This is a genomic window from Vibrio atlanticus (assembly GCF_024347315.1).
Taxonomy (GTDB): domain Bacteria; phylum Pseudomonadota; class Gammaproteobacteria; order Enterobacterales; family Vibrionaceae; genus Vibrio; species Vibrio atlanticus.
Genome location: NZ_AP025460.1, coordinates 863,572 through 884,013, shown reverse-complemented (window position 1 = coordinate 884,013; position 20,442 = coordinate 863,572). Strand labels below are relative to the sequence as shown.

General features: G+C 43.7%; 16 protein-coding genes and 19 tRNA genes. 26 read left to right on the top strand and 9 right to left on the bottom strand.

Translation table 11 applies throughout. The annotated features are described in order from the left end of the window. Positions 1-52: 52 nt before the first annotated feature. The 8 genes from ybaK to hemA form a co-directional block, all read right to left on the bottom strand. Positions 53-526, bottom strand: a complete 474-nt coding sequence (gene ybaK / locus OCV30_RS04095) for a Cys-tRNA(Pro) deacylase (protein ID WP_009848722.1) — start codon at positions 524-526, stop codon at positions 53-55. 118 nt (positions 527-644) lie between these two features. Beyond that, positions 645-2,306, bottom strand: a complete 1,662-nt coding sequence (gene ushA, locus OCV30_RS04090; RefSeq protein WP_041472750.1) for a bifunctional UDP-sugar hydrolase/5'-nucleotidase UshA — start codon at positions 2,304-2,306, stop codon at positions 645-647. 548 nt (positions 2,307-2,854) lie between these two features. Further along, a complete protein-coding gene (gene kdsA / locus OCV30_RS04085; protein ID WP_141678277.1) occupies positions 2,855-3,709 on the bottom strand; it encodes a 3-deoxy-8-phosphooctulonate synthase in 855 nt (284 codons plus the stop codon). A gap of 22 nt (positions 3,710-3,731) precedes the next feature. Continuing rightward, positions 3,732-4,541 (bottom strand): SirB1 family protein, encoded by an 810-nt coding sequence (locus OCV30_RS04080; protein WP_009848725.1) that lies wholly within the window; start codon positions 4,539-4,541, stop codon positions 3,732-3,734. A 27-nt stretch (positions 4,542-4,568) separates the two neighbouring features. Next, complete coding sequence (locus OCV30_RS04075) at positions 4,569-4,952, bottom strand: SirB2 family protein (protein WP_009848726.1); 384 nt, start codon at positions 4,950-4,952, stop codon at positions 4,569-4,571. A 190-nt stretch (positions 4,953-5,142) separates the two neighbouring features. Further along, positions 5,143-6,015 (bottom strand): peptide chain release factor N(5)-glutamine methyltransferase, encoded by an 873-nt coding sequence (gene prmC / locus OCV30_RS04070; RefSeq protein ID WP_065678566.1) that lies wholly within the window; start codon positions 6,013-6,015, stop codon positions 5,143-5,145. Positions 6,016-6,020: 5 nt separating this feature from the next. Continuing rightward, entirely contained in the window at positions 6,021-7,109 is a 1,089-nt protein-coding gene (gene prfA, locus OCV30_RS04065) for a peptide chain release factor 1 (RefSeq protein WP_009848728.1), read from the bottom strand. A 28-nt stretch (positions 7,110-7,137) separates the two neighbouring features. Next, the gene (gene hemA / locus OCV30_RS04060) at positions 7,138-8,397 is read right to left on the bottom strand and encodes a glutamyl-tRNA reductase (RefSeq protein WP_009848729.1); all 1,260 of its coding nucleotides are present in this window, start codon (positions 8,395-8,397) and stop codon (positions 7,138-7,140) included. A 160-nt stretch (positions 8,398-8,557) separates the two neighbouring features. On the opposite strand from hemA, the gene lolB reads away from it, so the two are divergent. The 25 genes from lolB (at position 8,558) to OCV30_RS03935 (ending at position 17,312) form a co-directional block, all read left to right on the top strand. Further along, positions 8,558-9,205, top strand: a complete 648-nt coding sequence (gene lolB, locus OCV30_RS04055; RefSeq protein ID WP_065678565.1) for a lipoprotein insertase outer membrane protein LolB — start codon at positions 8,558-8,560, stop codon at positions 9,203-9,205. Next, the gene (gene ispE / locus OCV30_RS04050) at positions 9,202-10,077 is read left to right on the top strand and encodes a 4-(cytidine 5'-diphospho)-2-C-methyl-D-erythritol kinase (RefSeq protein WP_065678564.1); all 876 of its coding nucleotides are present in this window, start codon (positions 9,202-9,204) and stop codon (positions 10,075-10,077) included. Before lolB ends, ispE begins: the two co-directional genes overlap by 4 nt. A 27-nt stretch (positions 10,078-10,104) precedes the next feature. Then, the gene (locus tag OCV30_RS04045) at positions 10,105-11,049 is read left to right on the top strand and encodes a ribose-phosphate pyrophosphokinase (protein ID WP_012603389.1); all 945 of its coding nucleotides are present in this window, start codon (positions 10,105-10,107) and stop codon (positions 11,047-11,049) included. A gap of 371 nt (positions 11,050-11,420) precedes the next feature. Further along, positions 11,421-12,011, top strand: coding sequence for an aminoacyl-tRNA hydrolase (pth, locus tag OCV30_RS04040; RefSeq protein ID WP_010439162.1), 591 nt, complete (start codon positions 11,421-11,423; stop codon positions 12,009-12,011). Between the two features lie 10 nt (positions 12,012-12,021). Continuing rightward, positions 12,022-13,113: a redox-regulated ATPase YchF gene (gene ychF, locus OCV30_RS04035; protein WP_029223110.1), complete on the top strand. Its 1,092-nt coding sequence runs from the start codon at positions 12,022-12,024 to the stop codon at positions 13,111-13,113. 280 nt (positions 13,114-13,393) lie between these two features. Continuing rightward, a tRNA-Met gene (locus tag OCV30_RS04030) sits at positions 13,394-13,470 on the top strand. Positions 13,471-13,538: 68 nt separating this feature from the next. After that, positions 13,539-13,623: transfer RNA gene (locus tag OCV30_RS04025), tRNA-Leu, on the top strand. Between the two features lie 29 nt (positions 13,624-13,652). Then, positions 13,653-13,727 (top strand) — tRNA-Gln (locus tag OCV30_RS04020). 77 nt (positions 13,728-13,804) lie between these two features. After that, positions 13,805-13,881 (top strand) — tRNA-Met (locus OCV30_RS04015). Positions 13,882-13,974: 93 nt separating this feature from the next. After that, positions 13,975-14,059 (top strand) — tRNA-Leu (locus tag OCV30_RS04010). A gap of 29 nt (positions 14,060-14,088) precedes the next feature. After that, a tRNA-Gln gene (locus OCV30_RS04005) sits at positions 14,089-14,163 on the top strand. Positions 14,164-14,272: 109 nt separating this feature from the next. Then, positions 14,273-14,357: transfer RNA gene (locus OCV30_RS04000), tRNA-Leu, on the top strand. A gap of 30 nt (positions 14,358-14,387) precedes the next feature. After that, positions 14,388-14,462: transfer RNA gene (locus tag OCV30_RS03995), tRNA-Gln, on the top strand. Between the two features lie 111 nt (positions 14,463-14,573). Next, a tRNA-Leu gene (locus OCV30_RS03990) sits at positions 14,574-14,658 on the top strand. A 52-nt stretch (positions 14,659-14,710) separates the two neighbouring features. Beyond that, positions 14,711-14,787, top strand: a tRNA-Met gene (locus OCV30_RS03985). A 77-nt stretch (positions 14,788-14,864) separates the two neighbouring features. Next, positions 14,865-14,949 (top strand) — tRNA-Leu (locus OCV30_RS03980). 29 nt (positions 14,950-14,978) lie between these two features. Next, positions 14,979-15,053: transfer RNA gene (locus OCV30_RS03975), tRNA-Gln, on the top strand. A gap of 87 nt (positions 15,054-15,140) precedes the next feature. After that, positions 15,141-15,225 (top strand) — tRNA-Leu (locus OCV30_RS03970). 30 nt (positions 15,226-15,255) lie between these two features. Then, positions 15,256-15,330, top strand: a tRNA-Gln gene (locus OCV30_RS03965). A 109-nt stretch (positions 15,331-15,439) separates the two neighbouring features. Beyond that, positions 15,440-15,524 (top strand) — tRNA-Leu (locus tag OCV30_RS03960). 30 nt (positions 15,525-15,554) lie between these two features. After that, positions 15,555-15,629 (top strand) — tRNA-Gln (locus tag OCV30_RS03955). A 109-nt stretch (positions 15,630-15,738) separates the two neighbouring features. Then, a tRNA-Leu gene (locus OCV30_RS03950) sits at positions 15,739-15,823 on the top strand. Between the two features lie 52 nt (positions 15,824-15,875). Then, a tRNA-Met gene (locus tag OCV30_RS03945) sits at positions 15,876-15,952 on the top strand. A 77-nt stretch (positions 15,953-16,029) separates the two neighbouring features. Next, positions 16,030-16,114, top strand: a tRNA-Leu gene (locus OCV30_RS03940). 157 nt (positions 16,115-16,271) lie between these two features. Then, positions 16,272-17,312, top strand: a complete 1,041-nt coding sequence (locus OCV30_RS03935) for a lactonase family protein (protein ID WP_065678563.1) — start codon at positions 16,272-16,274, stop codon at positions 17,310-17,312. Between the two features lie 122 nt (positions 17,313-17,434). Here the strand turns inward: OCV30_RS03935 and OCV30_RS03930 are convergent, their stop codons facing one another. Further along, a complete protein-coding gene (locus OCV30_RS03930) occupies positions 17,435-18,610 on the bottom strand; it encodes a 2-octaprenyl-3-methyl-6-methoxy-1,4-benzoquinol hydroxylase (RefSeq protein ID WP_065678562.1) in 1,176 nt (391 codons plus the stop codon). Between the two features lie 308 nt (positions 18,611-18,918). On the opposite strand from OCV30_RS03930, the gene miaB reads away from it, so the two are divergent. Further along, a complete protein-coding gene (gene miaB, locus OCV30_RS03925) occupies positions 18,919-20,343 on the top strand; it encodes a tRNA (N6-isopentenyl adenosine(37)-C2)-methylthiotransferase MiaB (protein WP_009848484.1) in 1,425 nt (474 codons plus the stop codon). The last annotated feature ends 99 nt before the right edge of the window (positions 20,344-20,442 follow it).

The following is a 20,442-nucleotide window of genomic DNA, read 5'->3' as shown; positions in this document are numbered from 1 at the left end:
AGCGGGCGTTTTATTTATGATCATGTACGTGTATCGTTATGGAAAGCACAAGCTACAGGCATAGTTCAGCAAACTGACCACGCGTAAGTAGTACTAAGTCTTTCGGGTCTAGCTCGATCTCTAACCCTCTCTTCCCTGCACTCACACATATCGTTTCAAAATCGGTAGCGCTGGAATGAACAAAGGTAGGCAATGCTTTTTTCTGACCAAGAGGACTGATTCCTCCCACCACATAACCTGTCGTTTTCTGAGCAATATCTGGATCAGCCATCTCTGCTTTTTTACCTTTCGCTGCTTTTGCTGCAAACTTTAGATTTAGCTTCTGATCGACGGGAATAACGGCAACCGCCAAATCTTTCGCCACCCCATTCAAGCTGAACAAAAGCGTTTTGAATACACGTTTGGGATCTTGACCAAGCGCTTCGACAGCCTCTAATCCATAATTCGTGTTATTCGCATCATGATGATACTGATGCACACTGTGAGCGATTTTCTTTTTCTTGGCGAGATTGATTGCAGGGGTCATAACAAATCCAAACGATAGATAAACAAAAAGCGACGCCGAGGCGTCGCTTTAGTTAAATTTATCATGGTGCTAGAGTCAATCTAATTTAGCACCTAGTGATTCAATTAACTAGGTTCAATTACTTGTAAACCATTTGACCTGAAGGCGCGTACTTGTTCACATCAACAGGGCTGTTTGCTTCTAGGTACTCTTTTAGTACTTCAGCGTCAACAAAACCTGTGTTCACAAAGCCAGGATGATCAGACAGTTTAGGGTAACCGTCACCGCCAGCAGCGTTAAAGCTTGGTACCGTAAAGCGGTATGTTTCGTCTAAACGAAGCTGCTTGCCACCGATGAAGACATTCGATACTTCACCGTTAGCGACAGTCATAGAAATACCTGCAAACTGTGCATAAGCACCTGAATCAACAGGTTTAGTCGCCACTACGTTTAGGTAATCTAGAACTTCTTTACCAGTCATATCAGTGTAAGTCAGGATGTTTGCAAAAGGCTGTACTGTCAGTACATCTTTGTACGTCACATCACCGGCTTCAATTGAGTCACGAACGCCACCAGAGTTCATCACAGCGAAGTCTGCTTTTGCACGCTCCATGTGAGAAGTCGCAATCAAACGACCTAGGTTAGTTTGTTGGAAGCGAACTACGTTACGGTCACCTTCAAGCTTGCCATTTGTCTCAGCGATTTGAACTTCTAACTGAGCTTGGCCCTGTTCTTGGAAAGGACGTAGGAATTCAAGCAGCTCTGGATCTTGTGCGATTTCATCTTGAATAAGAACGCGTTGCTTCTTGCCGTCAATCTTAACTTTCTTCTTAAGGTTAACGGGAACCAAGTCGTAGCTCACCATCTCTAGTTCGCCATTACGGAATTCGTAATCAGCACGGCCTACGTACTTGCCCCACTCGTGAGCTTGAACGATGTAAGTACCGTTTTGAACGTCTGGTTTACACTCATCACCCGGCTTGAAGTTTTGCTTCGCAACGTTAGGGCCTTCCATACATACAGGCTCTTGAGAGTGACCACCAACGATCATATCTAGATCGCCTTCATTTAGGTAACGAGCTAGTGCTACATCACCCGGAGCATTAACACCACGCTGACCATTTTCGTAGTGACCCATATGAGTCACAGCGAAGATTAGATCTGGTTTTTCTGTTTCTTTAAGTTCAGCGATCAGTTTCTTCGCTTCTTCTTTAGGGTCACGGAAATCGATACCAGCAATAAATTCTGGGTTACCAATTTTCGCAGTATCTTCAGTCGTTAGACCGATAACAGCAATCTTGATACCTTGCTTTTCAAACATCTCGTAAGCTTGGAATTTACGCTCGCCTGTCGCTTTGTCGTAGATGTTTGCAGATAGCATTGGGAAGTTTGCCCAGTCGATCTGTTTTTGCAGTACGTCTAGTGAGTTATCGAACTCGTGGTTACCTAATGCCATTGCATCGTAACCAATTTTATTCATACCTTTAAAATCAGGTTCTGCATCCTGAAGGTCTGACTCTGGTACACCAGTGTTGATGTCACCGCCAGATAGAAGCAACACGCTACCGCCTTCTGCTTCAACTTCTGCACGAAGTTGGTCAACAAGCGTTTTACGTGCAGACATGCCGTATTCGCCGTATTTGTTCTGCCAAAAACGACCATGGTTGTCGTTCGTATGCAGGATAGTTAGCTTATAAGTTTCGTCTTGGTTCCAATCATGAGCTGATTGAGACGCACATCCAGCTAAAGTAGCTAGGATTGCAGCACTTAGTGCTGTCTTTAGAATAAGGCGTTGCTTCATTGTCATACCTTTGAACTTTTTAGGGGAATCCACTGCTTTTATAATCCATTGCGACTCCTTGTCTGGAGTTCGAACAATAAGACTTCAACATGACTAATCTTAAATTAACATTCTAAATGTAACACGACGATTTCATATTTATGTCGAATTGGTCACGCATAGATCAACAGTTAAGTGTAACAAAATTATGAGATTACACTCAAACTTCCCCTGCATCACAGGCAATCGTTTACTTATAAAGTGTGATGAACATCAGTAATTCACTACAAACAGGACAGACCTCACACACCTATAGCGCTTTCTTAGGGAATCAGAGGCTCTGTTAACAAGGATTTAATCGCCTATCGTAGATTGACGCACTGCAAAACAAGTTCGTGAACAGCCAGACAGACAGCTTAGTCATAGACCAAATAGGCCGAGGCTTCGGTGAACTAAACGGATGTTCCATTAAAAAACGCCCAACTCTAAGAGTTGGGCGTTTGTCTATTACAATCAAATAACGAGTTAACATTCTCTAGTTAATACTAGTGACTTAACATCAGATAAAACTATTTGATTTCGATGTGCTCGAAGCCTTTGATAAGGTCATCAAGTGCTTTCATCTGCTTCAAGAACGGTTCTAGCTTATCTAGCGGTAACGCCGATGGGCCATCACAGCGTGCTTGATCTGGGTTAGGGTGAGCCTCAAGAAATAGACCAGCAATACCCGTCGCAATACCCGCTTTAGCTAGTTCAACCGTTTGCTCACGACGACCGCCAGATGCAGCACCTGATGGATCACGCATTTGAAGCGCGTGAGTCACATCAAAGATGATTGGGCTACCGTTTGATGATTTCTTCATCACACCAAAACCAAGCATATCAACTACTAGGTTGTCATAACCCATGCAAGAACCGCGTTCACAAAGAATGATGTTCTCGTTGCCACACTCAGCAAACTTATCAACGATATTACCCACTTGATCTGGGCTCATGAACTGAGGCTTCTTCACATTGATAACCGCGCCAGTCTTAGCCATTGCTTCAACAAGATCAGTTTGACGAGCAAGGAACGCTGGAAGCTGGATTACATCAACCACATCAGCAACAGGCTGAGCTTGCGCTTCAGTGTGAATATCAGTGATGATCTTCACGCCAAAGGTATCTTTCAGCTCTTGGAAAATTTTAAGACCTTCTTCCATGCCAGGACCACGGTATGAGTGAACTGAGCTACGGTTTGCTTTGTCGAAAGACGCCTTAAATACATAAGGGATACCCAGCTTCTCTGTTACTTTCACGTAGTGCTCACAGATCTGCATAGCTAGATCGCGAGATTCAAGAACGTTCATACCTGCAAATAGCGTAAATGCCTTGTCATTAGCAATTGGCATATTGCCAATGTGAACTGTTTTCTGTTCCATCATATTCTCTCTAAATAATTATTAATTAGTGAACAACCACTGTCTTTTCGTTCATGACGTTCACTTGAGATTTTAGTAGCTCAGATGCAGGGTCATCTGGGCATTGGTCGATAAAATATTGATAATCCGTAGCAGCGACCTGATGACAGTCTAGCTGCTGATAAATAAAGCCGCGGTCGCGGATTTCATACGGGTCATCCGGCACAAACGTTAACGCAAGATCAGTACACTTCAATGCAAGCGTATAACGCTCTTCTCGCAATAATGCACTCTTAAGCAACGCTAGCCACTTACCAATGATCGTTGGGTGGTCAGCAACCTCTAAATGTTCAGCCTTCACCTTAGCTAGTGGGCCATCATGCCCGATAAGCCATGCTCGTAAAGTTTGTACGCCAACGTACTCGCCGTTGTACGGGTTAATGTATACAGCAGCTTGCCCGAACCAACTCACTTTAAGTAAGAATTGAGTTGGGAAAGATACGCCTTCAACAGGGAAGCCTAACTTGCGACCTAGATAAAGAAAGATCGCACCAAGACTCACTGGAATGCCTTTTTTTCTCTCAAGTACTTTATCGATAAATGCGTTTTCCGAAGAAAAATACGCATCTTTATCCCCAGCAAAACCCCACTCATAAAAGAATAGTCGAATAAAGGATTCAAACTTCTGCTGTTCATCCGTTTCGTTAACCAAAGCAAACTCGGCGTCTTTTAACAATCTCGCCAACTCTTGTTCTGCCCAACTGTCTTGAGTTTCTGGGTTAATCGCTTTATTTAAGATCAATGCACCTTCAGCTAACTCTAGCTGGTCAAAGTCTTCATCAAAAAATTCGTACATAGGTAGTTAACCGAAATAAGGAGATAATTAACCGAAAAATGTTGGTGTCTTCGTCATTGCAATTTTACCTGCCATCGCTAACCAGCCAAGCGCGCCAAAGAAAGAGAACACTCTCAGTAGCTTGTTTTTACCTAGCTTAAGCGCAAAGAAGCCCAATGCGATATAAGCCATAACACAGGTTAGTTTTTCGGTTAACCATGGTGCTGCTGGTGTAAATGGAATAAAGCCAGTGATAAAAATCAAACCAATACCCGAAAGCAACAGCAATGAGTCATTGATATGAGGGAAACGCTGTAAGAAAGGATGCTTAAGCTTCGGTGAGTTAGCCATCATAAGAGCGAAACGAATCGAAAGAAGCAGTGCGCTTATAGCAATCGTTAATAGGTGAAAATGTTTTAGACCTTCGTACATGGTATTCCTTTATATTTTTATATGTCTTTCGTTAACACGAGCCACACAATACCCGTTAATGCTCTGTAGTTCTGCGTAAAATCTCTGTATTTCTGCGTTAAATGCATTATCGAGTTAAGTGTATTTTCGAGTTAAAGGTATCAATTTAGCAAGTTAATCATCTATTGCTCACAAGATGATTAACAGCAGCCTATGAACAGTAACGACCCAATGTCACTCGGTCATTACCACCGTAATCTTTCTCTGTCACAACATCGAGATATCCGAGCGCCTGCATAATCTCACGTACAGCTAAACCTTGGTCGTAACCGTGTTCAAACGCTAACCAACCTTCGTTTTCTAAAAAGCTTCGTGCATTTTCAGAGATGTATCGAATATCCGCGAGCCCTTTCTCTTCAGCCACTAACGCCGTAATAGGCTCAAAGCGTACATCACCTTGAGACAAGTGAGGATCATTCTTCTCAATATATGGCGGGTTAGAGACAATCAACGAAAACTTGATCGCTTCTTTTTCAGAGTTAGCTAGGTTCAAAGGCTCAAACCAACTGCCGTGTAAAAAGGTAGCGTTGGTGATATTCAAGCGTCGCGCATTTTCTGTCGCAAGTTGTTGCGCTTCCGGACGAAGATCAATACCCGTCACTGGTCGGTTCGGCATCTCAGACGCCAATGCCAAAGCGATCGCACCAGTACCCGTTCCTAAATCGAGAATCGCACCTTGCTTGCCATACGTTTTGTCTAACGCCACTTCAACCAAGCGTTCCGTATCTGGACGTGGGATTAAAGTAGAAGGAGAGACTTTTAACGGCAGCGACCAAAACTCACGTTCACCAACAATATAAGCCACGGGCTCACCGGTTAAGCGACGTTTTAGAAGGGTATGAAATTCGGATTCTTGTTCTGAAGTGAGATGCTTCTCAGGCCAAGTCAGTAGGTAAGATCTTGGTTTATCTAAGGCGTGGCAAAGCAGTACCGCAGCATCAATCGAGGGCGATGTGTTATCGCCCTCTTGAAGCTGTACGATTGCTGACTTTAAAGCACTTTCAACCGTATATGCTGACTGCATAGTAATTAGTTGTGCTCAGCAAGTGCTGCTAGTTGATCGGCTTGGTGCTCTTGCAGAACAGGATCAAGCAGGCTTTGCATATCACCTTCCAGAACTTCGTTCAGGCGGTAGATAGTTAAGTTGATGCGGTGATCAGAAACGCGGCCTTGAGGGTAGTTGTACGTACGAATACGGTCACTACGGTCACCAGAACCTAATAGGTTACGACGTGTATCTGAAATCGCGGCTGCACGACGCTCTTCTTCAGCTTGAACGATACGAGCCGCAAGAACAGCCATCGCTTTCGCTTTGTTTTTATGCTGAGAACGCTCGTCTTGACACTCTACTACTGTACCTGTTGGTAAGTGAGTAATACGGATTGCTGAATCCGTGGTGTTAACGTGCTGACCACCCGCGCCAGATGCACGGAAAGTATCAATCTTAAGGTCGCCAGCTTTGATCTCTGGCAGATCCGCTTCTGGAATCTCAGGCATAACCGCAACAGTACATGCTGATGTATGAACACGACCTTGAGATTCAGTCTCCGGTACACGTTGTACACGGTGACCGCCAGACTCGAACTTCATTGTGCCGTAAACAGCGTCGCCACTGATTTTAGCGATCATCTCTTTAAAGCCGCCCTGCTCTGAAACATTGCTGCTCATCACTTCGACGCGCCAGCCTTTTTTCTCGGCAAACTTAGAGTACATACGGAAAAGGTTACCTGCAAAGATACCCGCTTCATCACCACCTGCGCCGGCACGAATCTCTAAGAAGCAGTTACGCTCATCGTTTGGATCTTTTGGAATCAGAAGAATTTGCAGCTCATCAGTCAGACGTTCAATGTTCGCTTTCGCATCTTTGATTTCTTCTTGAGCCATTTCACGCATTTCTGCGTCGTCTTCATTTGCCATCTCTTCAGCAGCTTCTAAATCTTCTTGAGCTTGCTGGTATGATTTAAAGCACCCCGTCACCTCTTCTAATTGAGAATACTCTTTTGACAAGGCACGGAATTTATCTTGATTCCCAAGTACATCGGGATCACCAAGTAGATGTTGAACTTCTTCATAGCGTTCAACAAGTGTTTCAAGCTTTATTAGAATCGAGGCTTTCATAATGTCTTATTCTGTTGGAGGTCGAATATTATTGAGGGTTTTCTAAGCCCAAACTCTGTCTAATGACCGTTAATTTTGCAGGTTCTCCTTGCTCTGCTGCACTTTGGAGTGCACGCGTTGGAGCATGGATCAATTTGTTTGTGAGCTTGTTACTTAGCTCAAGTAAAACTTTTTCAGGGTCACCGCCAGCGGCAAGTGATTGTAAACTCTTACTTAATAATTCTTCTCGGATTTCATTGGCCGATTTGCGATAGTCACGAATACTGTCTACCGCTTGCAGTGAGCGCATCCAACTCATGAATGCTGCACTTTCTTCACTAACGATCGCTTCCGCTTGGATAGCTTCCACTTTACGTTGTTCAATGTTGCCATCAACAATCGACTGCAGATCATCAACGGAATACAGGTAAGCATCATTCAGATCGCCTACCTGAGACTCAACGTCTCGGGGAACAGCAATATCAACCAACAACATCGGTTGATGTTTTCTTGTCTTAAGTGCGGTCTCAACCATTCCCTTCCCAATAATAGGCAGTGGACTAGCGGTTGAGCTGATCACGATATCCGCTCGATGCAGGTGATCGGGGATTTCATTGAGGCTAATCACTTCAGCACCAAACTCTTCAGCTAGCCCTAAAGCACGCTCACGAGTTCGGTTGGCCACAATCATCTTGGTGCAACCATTCGCTGAAAGGTGTTTTGCCACCAATTCAATCGTCTCACCCGCACCTACCAATAACACCGTTGATTCAGCAATCGACTCAAAGATGTGTTTGGCTAATGTGCAAGCTGCGTAAGCAACTGAAACCGCGCTTCCGCCAATTTCAGTTTCAGTTCGAACACGCTTAGCGACAGAAAATGATTTCTGAAACAGTTTTTCCATTGAAGCATCAACAGATTTGTTATCTCGGGAATCTGTATAAGCTTGCTTCACCTGACCTAAAATCTGTGGTTCACCCAACACCAGAGAGTCCAAACCACAGGCAACGCGCATTAAGTGCTTAATCGCGGCTTGTTCTTCATGGATGTAGATACTCGGTTTTAATTCTTCAGGGCTAACTTGATGAAATACAGACAGCCAATCGATCAACTTGTTTTTTGCCACGCCTTTGACGTCACAATACACTTCAGTTCGATTACAGGTAGAAAGTATGACACTTCCATTTACGTGTGCATTTGCGTTAAGTTGCTTAAGTGCCTCAGATAATTTATCTGGACCAAAAGCGACTTTTTCTCGCAATTCAACCGACGCTGTATTGTGATTGATACCTACGGCAAGCAAAGACATGTATCAGAAGTTCTCGATCAGGGAATGGAAACAAGGGGCGAATTTTACTTGATGCATGGCTCTATTTAAAGAGCAAGCGGGATTTGTTTTCCTGAGTTCGTGAATTCAATGCTATAGTTGAGACGTTTTTTAGATAAATTTGAACAAGTTGTGAGCAAATATGAGCAAGCTTCGAAAAATCACGTCTCTTATTTTTTTGACCATCATTATGGTGGGTTGCTCGTCTATCCCAGAACAACCGACCAGCGTTGAGTGGCAAAGTCACCAAAACAGGCTTTTACAGATAGAAAACTATCAAGCTTCAGGCAAGCTCGCTTACATTTCTCCAGAGCAACGCCAAAGCCTAAACTTCATATGGAAGCACTCCCCAAATCAAAGCCAATTAAGACTGACCACTTTCCTTGGTCAAACCGCTTTGAACCTTACAATCGACAGTTTGGGTGCAAAAGTCGTGACTTACGATGATCAAGTATTCAACCATGCAAGTGCATCTGTATTGGTAGAGCAACTTACTGGATTACAGATCCCCATTGATCACCTACCACAATGGTTCCTTGGCATTCCCGACCAAGCAGACAGCTACCAACTCAACAGCACCAACACGCTTGAATCTCTGTCTAAACAAGTCAGCAGTCAATTGTGGACCCTGAATTTTGCTAACTATCGCAATACAGAGATGCCGAGTAAGCAACTATCAGATGAAGACAACGCAAAGGTAGAGACAATTCCCCTCCCTACTCGATTGTCATTCAAGCAAGACGAGAACAAAATCAACATTGTAGTTTCGAAGTGGACACTGAAAAAATGATAACAACGCCAACGCACTGGCCTTCGCCAGCTAAGCTGAATTTATTTCTCTATATCACTGGCCAACGCGACAATGGCTATCACGAACTTCAGACCCTATTTCAGTTTGTCGACTTTGGCGATGAACTTACGGTTACCGCAAACCGAGAAACAAGCTCGATAGCAATCACACCTGAAATTCCAGGTGTTGCGACAGAAGATAACCTGATTTGGAAAGCCGCAACTGCCCTTCAACAATACACATCGACGACTTTCGGCGCGGATATTGAGTTAAAGAAAGTGCTTCCTATGGGAGGTGGCATTGGTGGAGGCTCTTCAAATGCTGCGACCGTGTTAGTCGCTCTCAACCATTTATGGCAACTCAACCTTTCTGATAATCAGCTAGCAGAGATCGGTTTGAAGCTTGGTGCAGACGTTCCGGTCTTCGTTAAAGGCCATGCCGCCTTTGCTGAAGGGGTTGGGGAACAGCTGCAGCCCGCCAATCCGGATGAAAAATGGTATCTCGTTGTTAAACCTCAAGTGAGCATAGCAACTGTAGACATATTTAAACATTCAGAATTAACTCGAAATACGCCGAAGCGAGCACTATCAACGCTTCTAGAGCAAGAATACGTAAACGATTGCGAAAAAATTGTGCGAATGCTGTACCCAGAGGTTGATAAGCAACTTTCATGGCTGCTACAATACGCGCCGTCGAGATTGACTGGTACAGGTTCGTGCGTTTTTGCTGAATTTAGCAGCAAAAAAGAAGCCGAACTGGTGCTAGAGCAACTACCTGACACAGTTTCCGCGTTTGTCGCGAAAGGACGAAACATTTCGCCTTTGAAAGAAACTTTGGCTGAATACCAATCAGCCCACCCACAATCTATTTAAAACTGGACGCAACCCGAGGTTTCCACCGTGCCTGATATGAAGCTATTTGCTGGTAACGCAACACCTGAACTAGCCCAACGTATTGCTGATCGTCTATACATCTCTCTTGGCGATGCTACTGTAGACCGTTTTTCTGATGGCGAAGTCGCTGTTCAAATCAATGAAAACGTTCGTGGTAGCGATGTATTCCTGATTCAATCAACTTGTGCACCAACCAATGACAACCTTATGGAATTGGTGGTAATGATTGACGCAATGCGCCGTGCTTCTGCTGGCCGTATTACTGCTGTAATCCCTTACTTCGGTTATGCCCGTCAAGATCGTCGTGTACGTTCTGCTCGTGTGCCTATTACTGCAAAAGTTGTTGCAGATTTCCTTTCTAACGTTGGCGTTGACCGCGTTCTTACTATCGACCTACACGCGGAGCAAATCCAAGGCTTCTTCGATGTACCTGTTGATAACATTTTCGGCACTCCAGTTCTTCTAGAAGACATGGCTAACCGTGGCCTAGAAAACCCAGTTGTGGTTTCTCCAGACCTTGGTGGTGTTGTACGTGCTCGTGCTACAGCTAAAGCGCTAGGTGATGTTGACATCGCTATCGTTGATAAGCGTCGTCCACGTGCTAACGTTTCTGAAGTAATGAACCTAATCGGTGATGTTGAAGGTCGTGACTGTGTTATCGTTGATGACATGATCGATACTGGTGGCACACTGTGTAAAGCAGCTGAAGCGCTTAAAGAGCGCGGTGCTAAGCGTGTATTCGCTTACGCAACTCACGCTGTATTCTCTGGTACTGCTGCAGAAAACATCCGCAATTCAGTTCTAGACCAAGTTATTGTTACCGATTCAATCAAGCTTTCTCCAGAAATGGCCGCGACAGGTAAAGTGACTGAGCTAAGCCTTTCTCGCATGCTTGCTGAAGCGATTCGTCGTATCAGCAACGAAGAGTCTATCTCTGCGATGTTCAACTAATCAAAGCTCTATAGCTTTGCTTTAGCAGAACAATCTGAAAAAGATATTAAGCACTTCATTCGATGAAGTGCTTTTTTTATATCTAATACCAATCACAGTAAGTAAGTGTTCAGAAATAGCGCAGGAAAAAAGCTTGAGAACAAGGCGTAATTTTTTGATAAGTAGTTATTCTACAATCAAAAATTATAACGCAGTTATCGAGCATTTTAACCAGCTAGGGTGACCAGTTATTTACTACGATTGGTATAACGACCACAAAGTGAATTTGACCACAGTTTTGAATCATTGAGTTGCTATCAGCTAGCTCGCACCTTTTTAATAAACTGTGATATCATACGGCGCTTTTTGAAATCCCAAGAGAGATCCATACCTTGAGCCAACAAATAAAACTTCTCGTTGGACTGGCTAATCCAGGTCCAGAATACGCCAAAACTCGCCACAATGCGGGTGCTTGGGTAGTTGAAGAATTAGCACGTGTACACAACGTGACACTGAAGAACGAACCAAAGTTCTTTGGCCTAACGGGTCGTATCATGGTTCATGGTGAAGATCTTCGTTTGCTGATCCCAACGACTTTTATGAACTTGTCAGGCAAAGCTGTTGCTGCCTTAGCAAAGTTCTACCAAATTAAACCAGAAGAGATCATGGTCGCTCACGATGAGTTAGATCTTCCTCCAGGTATTGGAAAGTTTAAAAAAGGTGGTGGTCATGGTGGACATAATGGTCTGAAAGACATCATCAGCAAACAGGGTAACAATAAAGAATTCTATCGTCTTAGATTAGGCATTGGCCATCCAGGACACAAAGATAAAGTTGCAGGTTATGTATTAGGCAAAGCTCCTGCGAAAGAGCAAGAGTGTATCGAGGCTGTCGTTGACGAATCGGTTCGTAGCCTAGACATCTTATTGAAAGATGGCCTACCAAAAGCACAAAATCGCTTACATACGTTCAAAGCAGAATAAGGTTTATATCATGGGTTTTAAATGTGGCATCGTTGGTCTACCAAACGTTGGTAAGTCAACTCTGTTTAACGCACTGACTAAAGCAGGCATCGAAGCAGCAAACTTTCCATTTTGTACGATCGAACCAAACACAGGTATCGTTCCGGTTCCAGATCTACGCTTAGATGCATTAGCAAAAATTGTTAATCCACAGAAGATCCTTCCAACGACAATGGAATTCGTAGATATCGCAGGCCTAGTTGCTGGCGCATCTAAAGGCGAAGGTCTAGGTAACAAGTTCCTAGCTAACATCCGCGAAACTGATGCTATCGGTCACGTTGTACGCTGCTTTGAGAACGAAAACATCGTTCACGTTTCAGGCAAAGTATCACCTATCGAAGATATCGAAGTGATCAACCTTGAGCTTGCTCTTGCCGATCTAGATAGCTGTGAACGTGCAATATTCCGCAATGCTAAAAAAGCAAAAGGCGGCGATAAAGACGCTAAATTCGAAACTACGGTTCTTGAAAAGCTACTACCTATCCTGACAGAAGGTGGTATGGCTCGTACTGTTGAACTTGCTAAAGAAGAAGTAGCGGCGATCGACTACCTTAACTTCCTAACGCTTAAGCCAACAATGTACATCGCAAACGTTGCTGAAGATGGTTTTGAAAACAACCCTTACCTAGACGCAGTTCGTGAGTACGCAGAAAAAGAGAACAACGTTGTTGTTGCTGTTTGTGCTGCAATCGAATCTGAGCTTTCTGAACTTGACGATGAAGATCGTGAAGAGTTCCTTGCAGACATGGGTATCGAAGAACCAGGCCTTAACCGAGTGATCCGCTCTGGTTACGAACTACTTACTCTTCAGACTTACTTCACTGCAGGTGTTAAAGAAGTTCGCGCTTGGACGATCCCTGTCGGTGCGACTGCGCCACAAGCTGCAGGCAAGATCCACACCGACTTCGAAAAAGGGTTCATCCGTGCAGAAGTAGTTGGTTACGAACATTTCATCGAATTTGGCGGTGAAAGCGGAGCAAAAGATGCAGGTAAATGGCGTCTTGAAGGCAAAGAATACATCGTTAAAGACGGTGATGTTGTTCACTTCCGTTTCAACGTTTAATTACCGATAAACATCTAATAAAAGGCCAGTGAATTCACTGGCCTTTTTCGTTTTCGCTCTTTCTAAAGAGCTTCTTATCCAAAACTTAACTTCCTATATATATCGGTATTTGAACCTATTTCTTGCTGACAAATACGCCTCTTTGACTAAAAAGAAACCGAACAGATGTTTATTCGTGATTTATTCAAAAAAAAAGTTGACGGGTTTCACTCAACTCCGCATAATGCGCCCCGTTCACAACGAAGCGGCAACGTCTCGAAATGAGCAACAATTTGGAAATGGCTACTTAGCTCAGTTGGTTAGAGCACATCACTCATAATGATGGGGTCGCAGGTTCGAATCCCGCAGTAGCCACCATTTCCTAAGCACTCTGTTTGTTATTAAACATATGTTTCTTTACAGTAAAGAGTTTTTAGGAAAGTAAAGCGGTCGTGGCGGAATTGGTAGACGCACCAGATTTAGGTTCTGGCGCCGAGAGGTGTGAGAGTTCAAGTCTCTCCGACCGCACCATATTGAGATATCTTAATTGATATCATTGTTGGGCTATCGCCAAGCGGTAAGGCACTGGCTTTTGATGCCAGCATTCCCTGGTTCGAATCCAGGTAGCCCAGCCACTATTTAAAGTGTAATTATCTTTAAAAAGATAATGGCATTGGAAGCGAGATTATATTATATTACTTCGCTCTCAGATGGCTACTTAGCTCAGTTGGTTAGAGCACATCACTCATAATGATGGGGTCGCAGGTTCGAATCCCGCAGTAGCCACCATTCTTTCTTTATGAAAGAAAAAGTACAAACAACGTTATATTGAATCACCAATGTCGATATAACTATACTCTTCGCTAGAGTAAAAGCTTTGCTGCGGTCGTGGCGGAATTGGTAGACGCACCAGATTTAGGTTCTGGCGCCGAGAGGTGTGAGAGTTCAAGTCTCTCCGACCGCACCATTATTTAGATATCTTAAATGATATCCTGTTGGGCTATCGCCAAGCGGTAAGGCACTGGCTTTTGATGCCAGCATTCCCTGGTTCGAATCCAGGTAGCCCAGCCACTATTAAAACTCTTTGTTTTTTACTTAGCTTATTTTTAAGCTAGACAGCAAACCAAGAGCACAACGTTACATCGAATCACCAATGTCGATATAACTATAAAGATTTGCTGCGGTCGTGGCGGAATTGGTAGACGCACCAGATTTAGGTTCTGGCGCCGAGAGGTGTGAGAGTTCAAGTCTCTCCGACCGCACCATTATTTAGATATCTTAATTGATATCATTGTTGGGCTATCGCCAAGCGGTAAGGCACTGGCTTTTGATGCCAGCATTCCCTGGTTCGAATCCAGGTAGCCCAGCCACTATTAAAACTCTTTGTTTTTACTTAGCTTATTTTTTTAAGCTAGATAGCAAACCAAAGAGCACAACGTTACATCGAATCACCAATGTCGATATAACTATAAAGATTTGCTGCGGTCGTGGCGGAATTGGTAGACGCACCAGATTTAGGTTCTGGCGCCGAGAGGTGTGAGAGTTCAAGTCTCTCCGACCGCACCATTATTTCTCTTTAATTAGAGATAAAATAGTGAATACATAAAAATTCATTATTGGCTACTTAGCTCAGTTGGTTAGAGCACATCACTCATAATGATGGGGTCGCAGGTTCGAATCCCGCAGTAGCCACCATTCTTTCTTTATGAAAGAAAAAATACAAACAACGTTATATTGAATCACCAATATCGATATAACTATAAAGATTTGCTGCGGTCGTGGCGGAATTGGTAGACGCACCAGATTTAGGTTCTGGCGCCGAGAGGTGTGAGAGTTCAAGTCTCTCCGACCGCACCATTATTTAGATATCTTAAATGATATCCTGTTGGGCTATCGCCAAGCGGTAAGGCACTGGCTTTTGATGCCAGCATTCCCTGGTTCGAATCCAGGTAGCCCAGCCATTACAACGTTACTTAGACAAACCATAAGTCTTCTTAACTATATACTCTTCGCTAAGCTCTTTGCTTAGTTGAGAGGAAAGCTTTGCTGCGGTCGTGGCGGAATTGGTAGACGCACCAGATTTAGGTTCTGGCGCCGAGAGGTGTGAGAGTTCAAGTCTCTCCGACCGCACCATTATTTAGATATCTTAATTGATATCATTGTTGGGCTATCGCCAAGCGGTAAGGCACTGGCTTTTGATGCCAGCATTCCCTGGTTCGAATCCAGGTAGCCCAGCCACTATTAAAACTCTTTGTTTTTTACTTAGCTTATTTTTAAGCTAGATAGCAAACCAAGAGCACAACGTTACATCGAACCACCAATGTCGATATAACTATAAAGATTTGCTGCGGTCGTGGCGGAATTGGTAGACGCACCAGATTTAGGTTCTGGCGCCGAGAGGTGTGAGAGTTCAAGTCTCTCCGACCGCACCATTATTTAGATATCTTAATTGATATCATTGTTGGGCTATCGCCAAGCGGTAAGGCACTGGCTTTTGATGCCAGCATTCCCTGGTTCGAATCCAGGTAGCCCAGCCACTATTTAAACTCTTTGTTTTTTACTTAGCTTATTTTTAAGCTAGATAGCAAACCAAGAGCACAACGTTACATCGAACCACCAATGTCGATATAACTATAAAGATTTGCTGCGGTCGTGGCGGAATTGGTAGACGCACCAGATTTAGGTTCTGGCGCCGAGAGGTGTGAGAGTTCAAGTCTCTCCGACCGCACCATTATTTCTCTTTAATTAGAGATAAAATAGTGAATACATAAAAATTCATTATTGGCTACTTAGCTCAGTTGGTTAGAGCACATCACTCATAATGATGGGGTCGCAGGTTCGAATCCCGCAGTAGCCACCATTCTTTCTTTATGAAAGAAAAAGTACAAACAACGTTATATTGAATCACCAATATCGATATAACTATAAAGATTTGCTGCGGTCGTGGCGGAATTGGTAGACGCACCAGATTTAGGTTCTGGCGCCGAGAGGTGTGAGAGTTCAAGTCTCTCCGACCGCACCATCATTGAATAGAACCCAGCTTTTTAGCTGGGTTTTGTTTTATCTGGAATATGTAAATCTGCAAGCCAAGTCACCAAGTATTCTCTCCTATAACCTCACTTTTACTACGATTTTATTAGACAATGTCTGCTCCATTTCCTAACTGAGTATGACTGCCTATGAAAACCCTCCCTTTAACGATCGGTTGCTACACAGATTCTCCAAGTAATAGCCAAGGTTTATATCAAACTCAGTTAGATCTAGAAACGGGAACGCTGTTGCCTTTAGAGCTTATAGCGGCCTGCACTAACCCCTCGTTTGTCACCACGACAAAGCTAGGGATCTACACAGCTTCTGAAGTTGACCAAAAGATGCAACCCCAACTGATTCATATACCGAATTCTAATTCAACAATAGCGTCAAATACTGGGCCAATCTCAGGAGATCACCCTTGTCATATCACGATAGATCCCCACAATAAGTTTGCTATTACATCGCAATATTCATCAGGGACATTCGATATCTTTAGTTTAAGTATCAATGGCAATATCGATAAACGGCTCAAAACACTCAATATGGTTGGTTCTGGACCTAATGCAGAAAGACAATCGGGCCCACATGCTCATCAAAGCCTTTTCCTGAAGAACTCTCCGCAGTTTGTCACAGTCGATCTCGGAGTCGATCGAATCAACTTCTATTGCTTTGACGAAGAGCAAGAAGAGTTCCTTGATGAACCAATGCAATCTATCAAAGTACGTGCAGGGAATGGACCTCGTCACTTAATCTTTAATCAAGCTGAAGATAGAGCCTATGTGGTGTGTGAGCTCTCTGAAACAATATTGATTTTAGAAAAGTCTTTGGGCATTTGGAATCTAGTGGAAGAGATTGATGCATTGCCTAATATGGAGAAAGGAGAAGCCGCAGCTGCGATTAAGCTATCGCCAGATGAGCAATTCCTTTATGTGTCTTGCCGACATCAATCCAGAATCAGTTGTTTTAGAATAGACTCCGTCACTCAAAAGCTCATTTTTATGGATAGTTACGATGTTGAAGGTAAGTTCCCTCGCGACTTTCATATCACTAAAGACGGGCAATGGCTTATCGCCGCAAACCAGCATTCCAACAACCTCACATCATTCAAACGAGATATTGAAGATGGCTCCCTCACCTATACTGGATGCTCTTTAGCCATCGATGCACCTGTGTGTGTAACGCAATAGTATTAAGAACTAAGCACTAAGCACTAAGCACTAAGCACTAAGCACTAAGCACTATCACGAAATCAAAAAAGGAGAGCCTCAGCTCTCCTTCTTTTTATAACTCAATAATTTGGACTAACCAATCACAACCCTAAAGCGTATTTAAGTACCTGTGATTTAATCGGCCCTGAGTTTTCTGCTAGCTTTAGTGCAGCATTACGCACAAACTTAAGTGGGCCAATGTCATTGCTAAACGTTTTGTAGAAAAAGTCCATGCCACTTTGCATCATTAGATTGTCACCTCTTCTGATCACTTCATAGCGTCTCGCCACAGATTGATTCAATTCACCTTTACCTTGGGTGATATCCAATAGTGCTGCCACATCTTTAAAACCCAAGTTAACACCCTGCCCTGCTAGAGGGTTAATCGTATGTGCAGAGTCCCCGACTAAAATACAGTTATTCTTTGAGTATGATTGAGCATGACGTCGTGTCAGAGGAAAAGAACCCGAGTTCAAAACTTTGATATCACCTAACTCTTTAGGAAAGTGAGTAAGTACTTCATTACGTAGTTTTTCAGGGGGCATTGCTGACAGTTGCTTAATACGCAGTGGAGAATCATACCAAACTAACGAGCCCTGCCCGACTTCTTGATCGTCAGAGATTAGAGAACACAAAGGCAAAAATGAACGAGGACCACTTGGTAAAAATTGCTGCCAAGTAATATCTTGCTGAGGCTGTTCTGTTTCTACGTTGATAAGCATGCAGTGCTGTCGGTAATCCCAAGCCGTAATACCAATCCCTGCTTGCTGACGGACGGCTGAATTTGCGCCATCAGCGCCAACCACCCACTTCGCTGACAACTGAGTACCCGACTGAAGCTTGACTATATTGGTTTCACCAAACTCAATCTCATCGAGCTTTTCTGGACATAACAGTTCGAGATTGTTGTAGGCATCAAACTGAGCCCATAAACCCAATTGGATTAATCGATTCTCAACGATGTAACCTAAACGAGGTAAATCAAGAGATGCAGCATCAAACCGAGTACGACACTCTGGGTGTTCCCAAGTTTCCAATCGCTTGTAAGAACAGACGCGCATCGCTGCAATACTTTGCCATGCACCAAGATCTTCAAGCAAATCGACCGATGCTTGAGAAATCGCTGACACACGAATGTCCATCGCTTGCGACTCATCAAAAGCTTGTGGGGCAAAACCTTCGATCACCGCAACACTCAGACCTTGCTTTGCAAAACCGATTGCTGTTGCTGCACCAACCATGCCGCCACCGACGACTACAATATCGTGACTGTTCATATTTTGTACTTATCAGTTTGATTCTTTGACTGTTTTTGATTGTACTTTTTCATAACGAACTTGTAACCAAAAACCTTATTCGAAAAAAGGGTTATCCCTTATGGTATATGGCGTTAACAATAATAAAAACCACTACATAAGAGATTTGTTCAGACTACTAGTCAGTCGGTTTTGAAACCAGTACAATACGCCGCTTGCCGCTAGAGCCTGTCATAAAATTGAATACCGAATTATGACGAACGGAGCTAGCGGATGAATAATGGGCGATTTGCTCCCTTAAATTAAACTAACGATCGAGCGAACATATAATGAGTAAGAAACTGCTAATTAAAACTTGGGGCTGTCAGATGAATGAATATGATTCATCAAAAATGGCCGACCTGCTTAACGCTGCAAATGGCTATGAGCTAACTGAAGTACCTGAGGAAGCAGACGTACTACTATTGAATACTTGTTCTATCCGCGAAAAAGCGCAAGAAAAAGTATTCCACCAGCTTGGTCGTTGGAAAACGCTTAAAGATAAAAAAGAAGGTGTGGTGATCGGTGTGGGTGGCTGTGTAGCGACTCAAGAAGGTGATCACATTCGTCAACGTGCACCTTACGTAGACGTTATCTTTGGCCCACAAACATTACACCGTTTGCCAGAGATGATTAAGTCATCACTGTCTAACGAAAAGCCAGTAATGGACATCTCTTTCCCAGAGATTGAAAAGTTCGATAACCTGCCAGAGCCAAAAGCAGACGGCGCAACAGCCTACGTTTCTATCATGGAAGGTTGTTCTAAGTACTGTACTTACTGCGTTGTTCCATATACTCGTGGTGAAGAAGTTAGTCGTCCAATGGATGATGTGCTGTTCGAAGTTGCACAACTTGCCGAGCAAGGCGTACGTGAAGTAAACCTGCTAGGCCAAAACGTAAACGCATTCCGAGGCCCTACTCACGAAGGTGACATCTGCACATTTGCAGAGCTCCTTCGCCTAGTTGCGTCTATCGACGGTATCGACCGTATTCGTTTCACAACAAGCCACCCGCTTGAGTTTGGTGACGACATCATTGAAGTTTACAAAGATACCCCTGAACTAGTGAGCTTCCTTCACCTACCAGTACAAAGTGGTAGTGACCGTATTCTTACGATGATGAAGCGTCCACATACGGCTATCGAGTACAAATCTATTATCCGTAAACTGCGTAAAGCTCGTCCTGACATTCAAATCAGCTCTGACTTTATTGTTGGTTTCCCTGGTGAGTCGAAGCAAGACTTCCAAGATACAATGAAGCTAATTAAAGAAGTTGATTTCGATATGAGCTTCAGCTTTGTTTTCTCTCCACGTCCAGGTACGCCAGCGGCAGATTACCCATGTGATGTACCAGCACAAGAGAAAAAAGATCGTCTGTACGAACTGCAACAAACAGTAAACACACAAGCTATGCGTTTCTCTCGTCTAATGCTAGGCACAGAGCAGCGTATTCTTGTTGAAGGTCCATCAAGAAAGAATCTCATGGAACTGCGTGGCCGTACTGAAAACAGCCGTGTTGTGAACTTCGAAGGTTCTGCAGACCTAATCGGTCAGTTTGTAGATGTGAAGATCACTGAGGTTTACACTAACTCACTACGTGGTGAGCTAGTTCGCACAGAAAAAGACATGGGTCTACGCGTTGTTATGACTCCAGCAGAAATGATGGAAAAAACAAAACGTGAAGACGAGCTAGGTGTAGCGACATTTACACCATAGGCAATACAACTGTTTGAGCACAAAGCGCAAACACAAAGCTTGAAATTACCTAACTAAGTGACCATCTTAGAAATAGGGATATCACCATCAGAAGCCCGG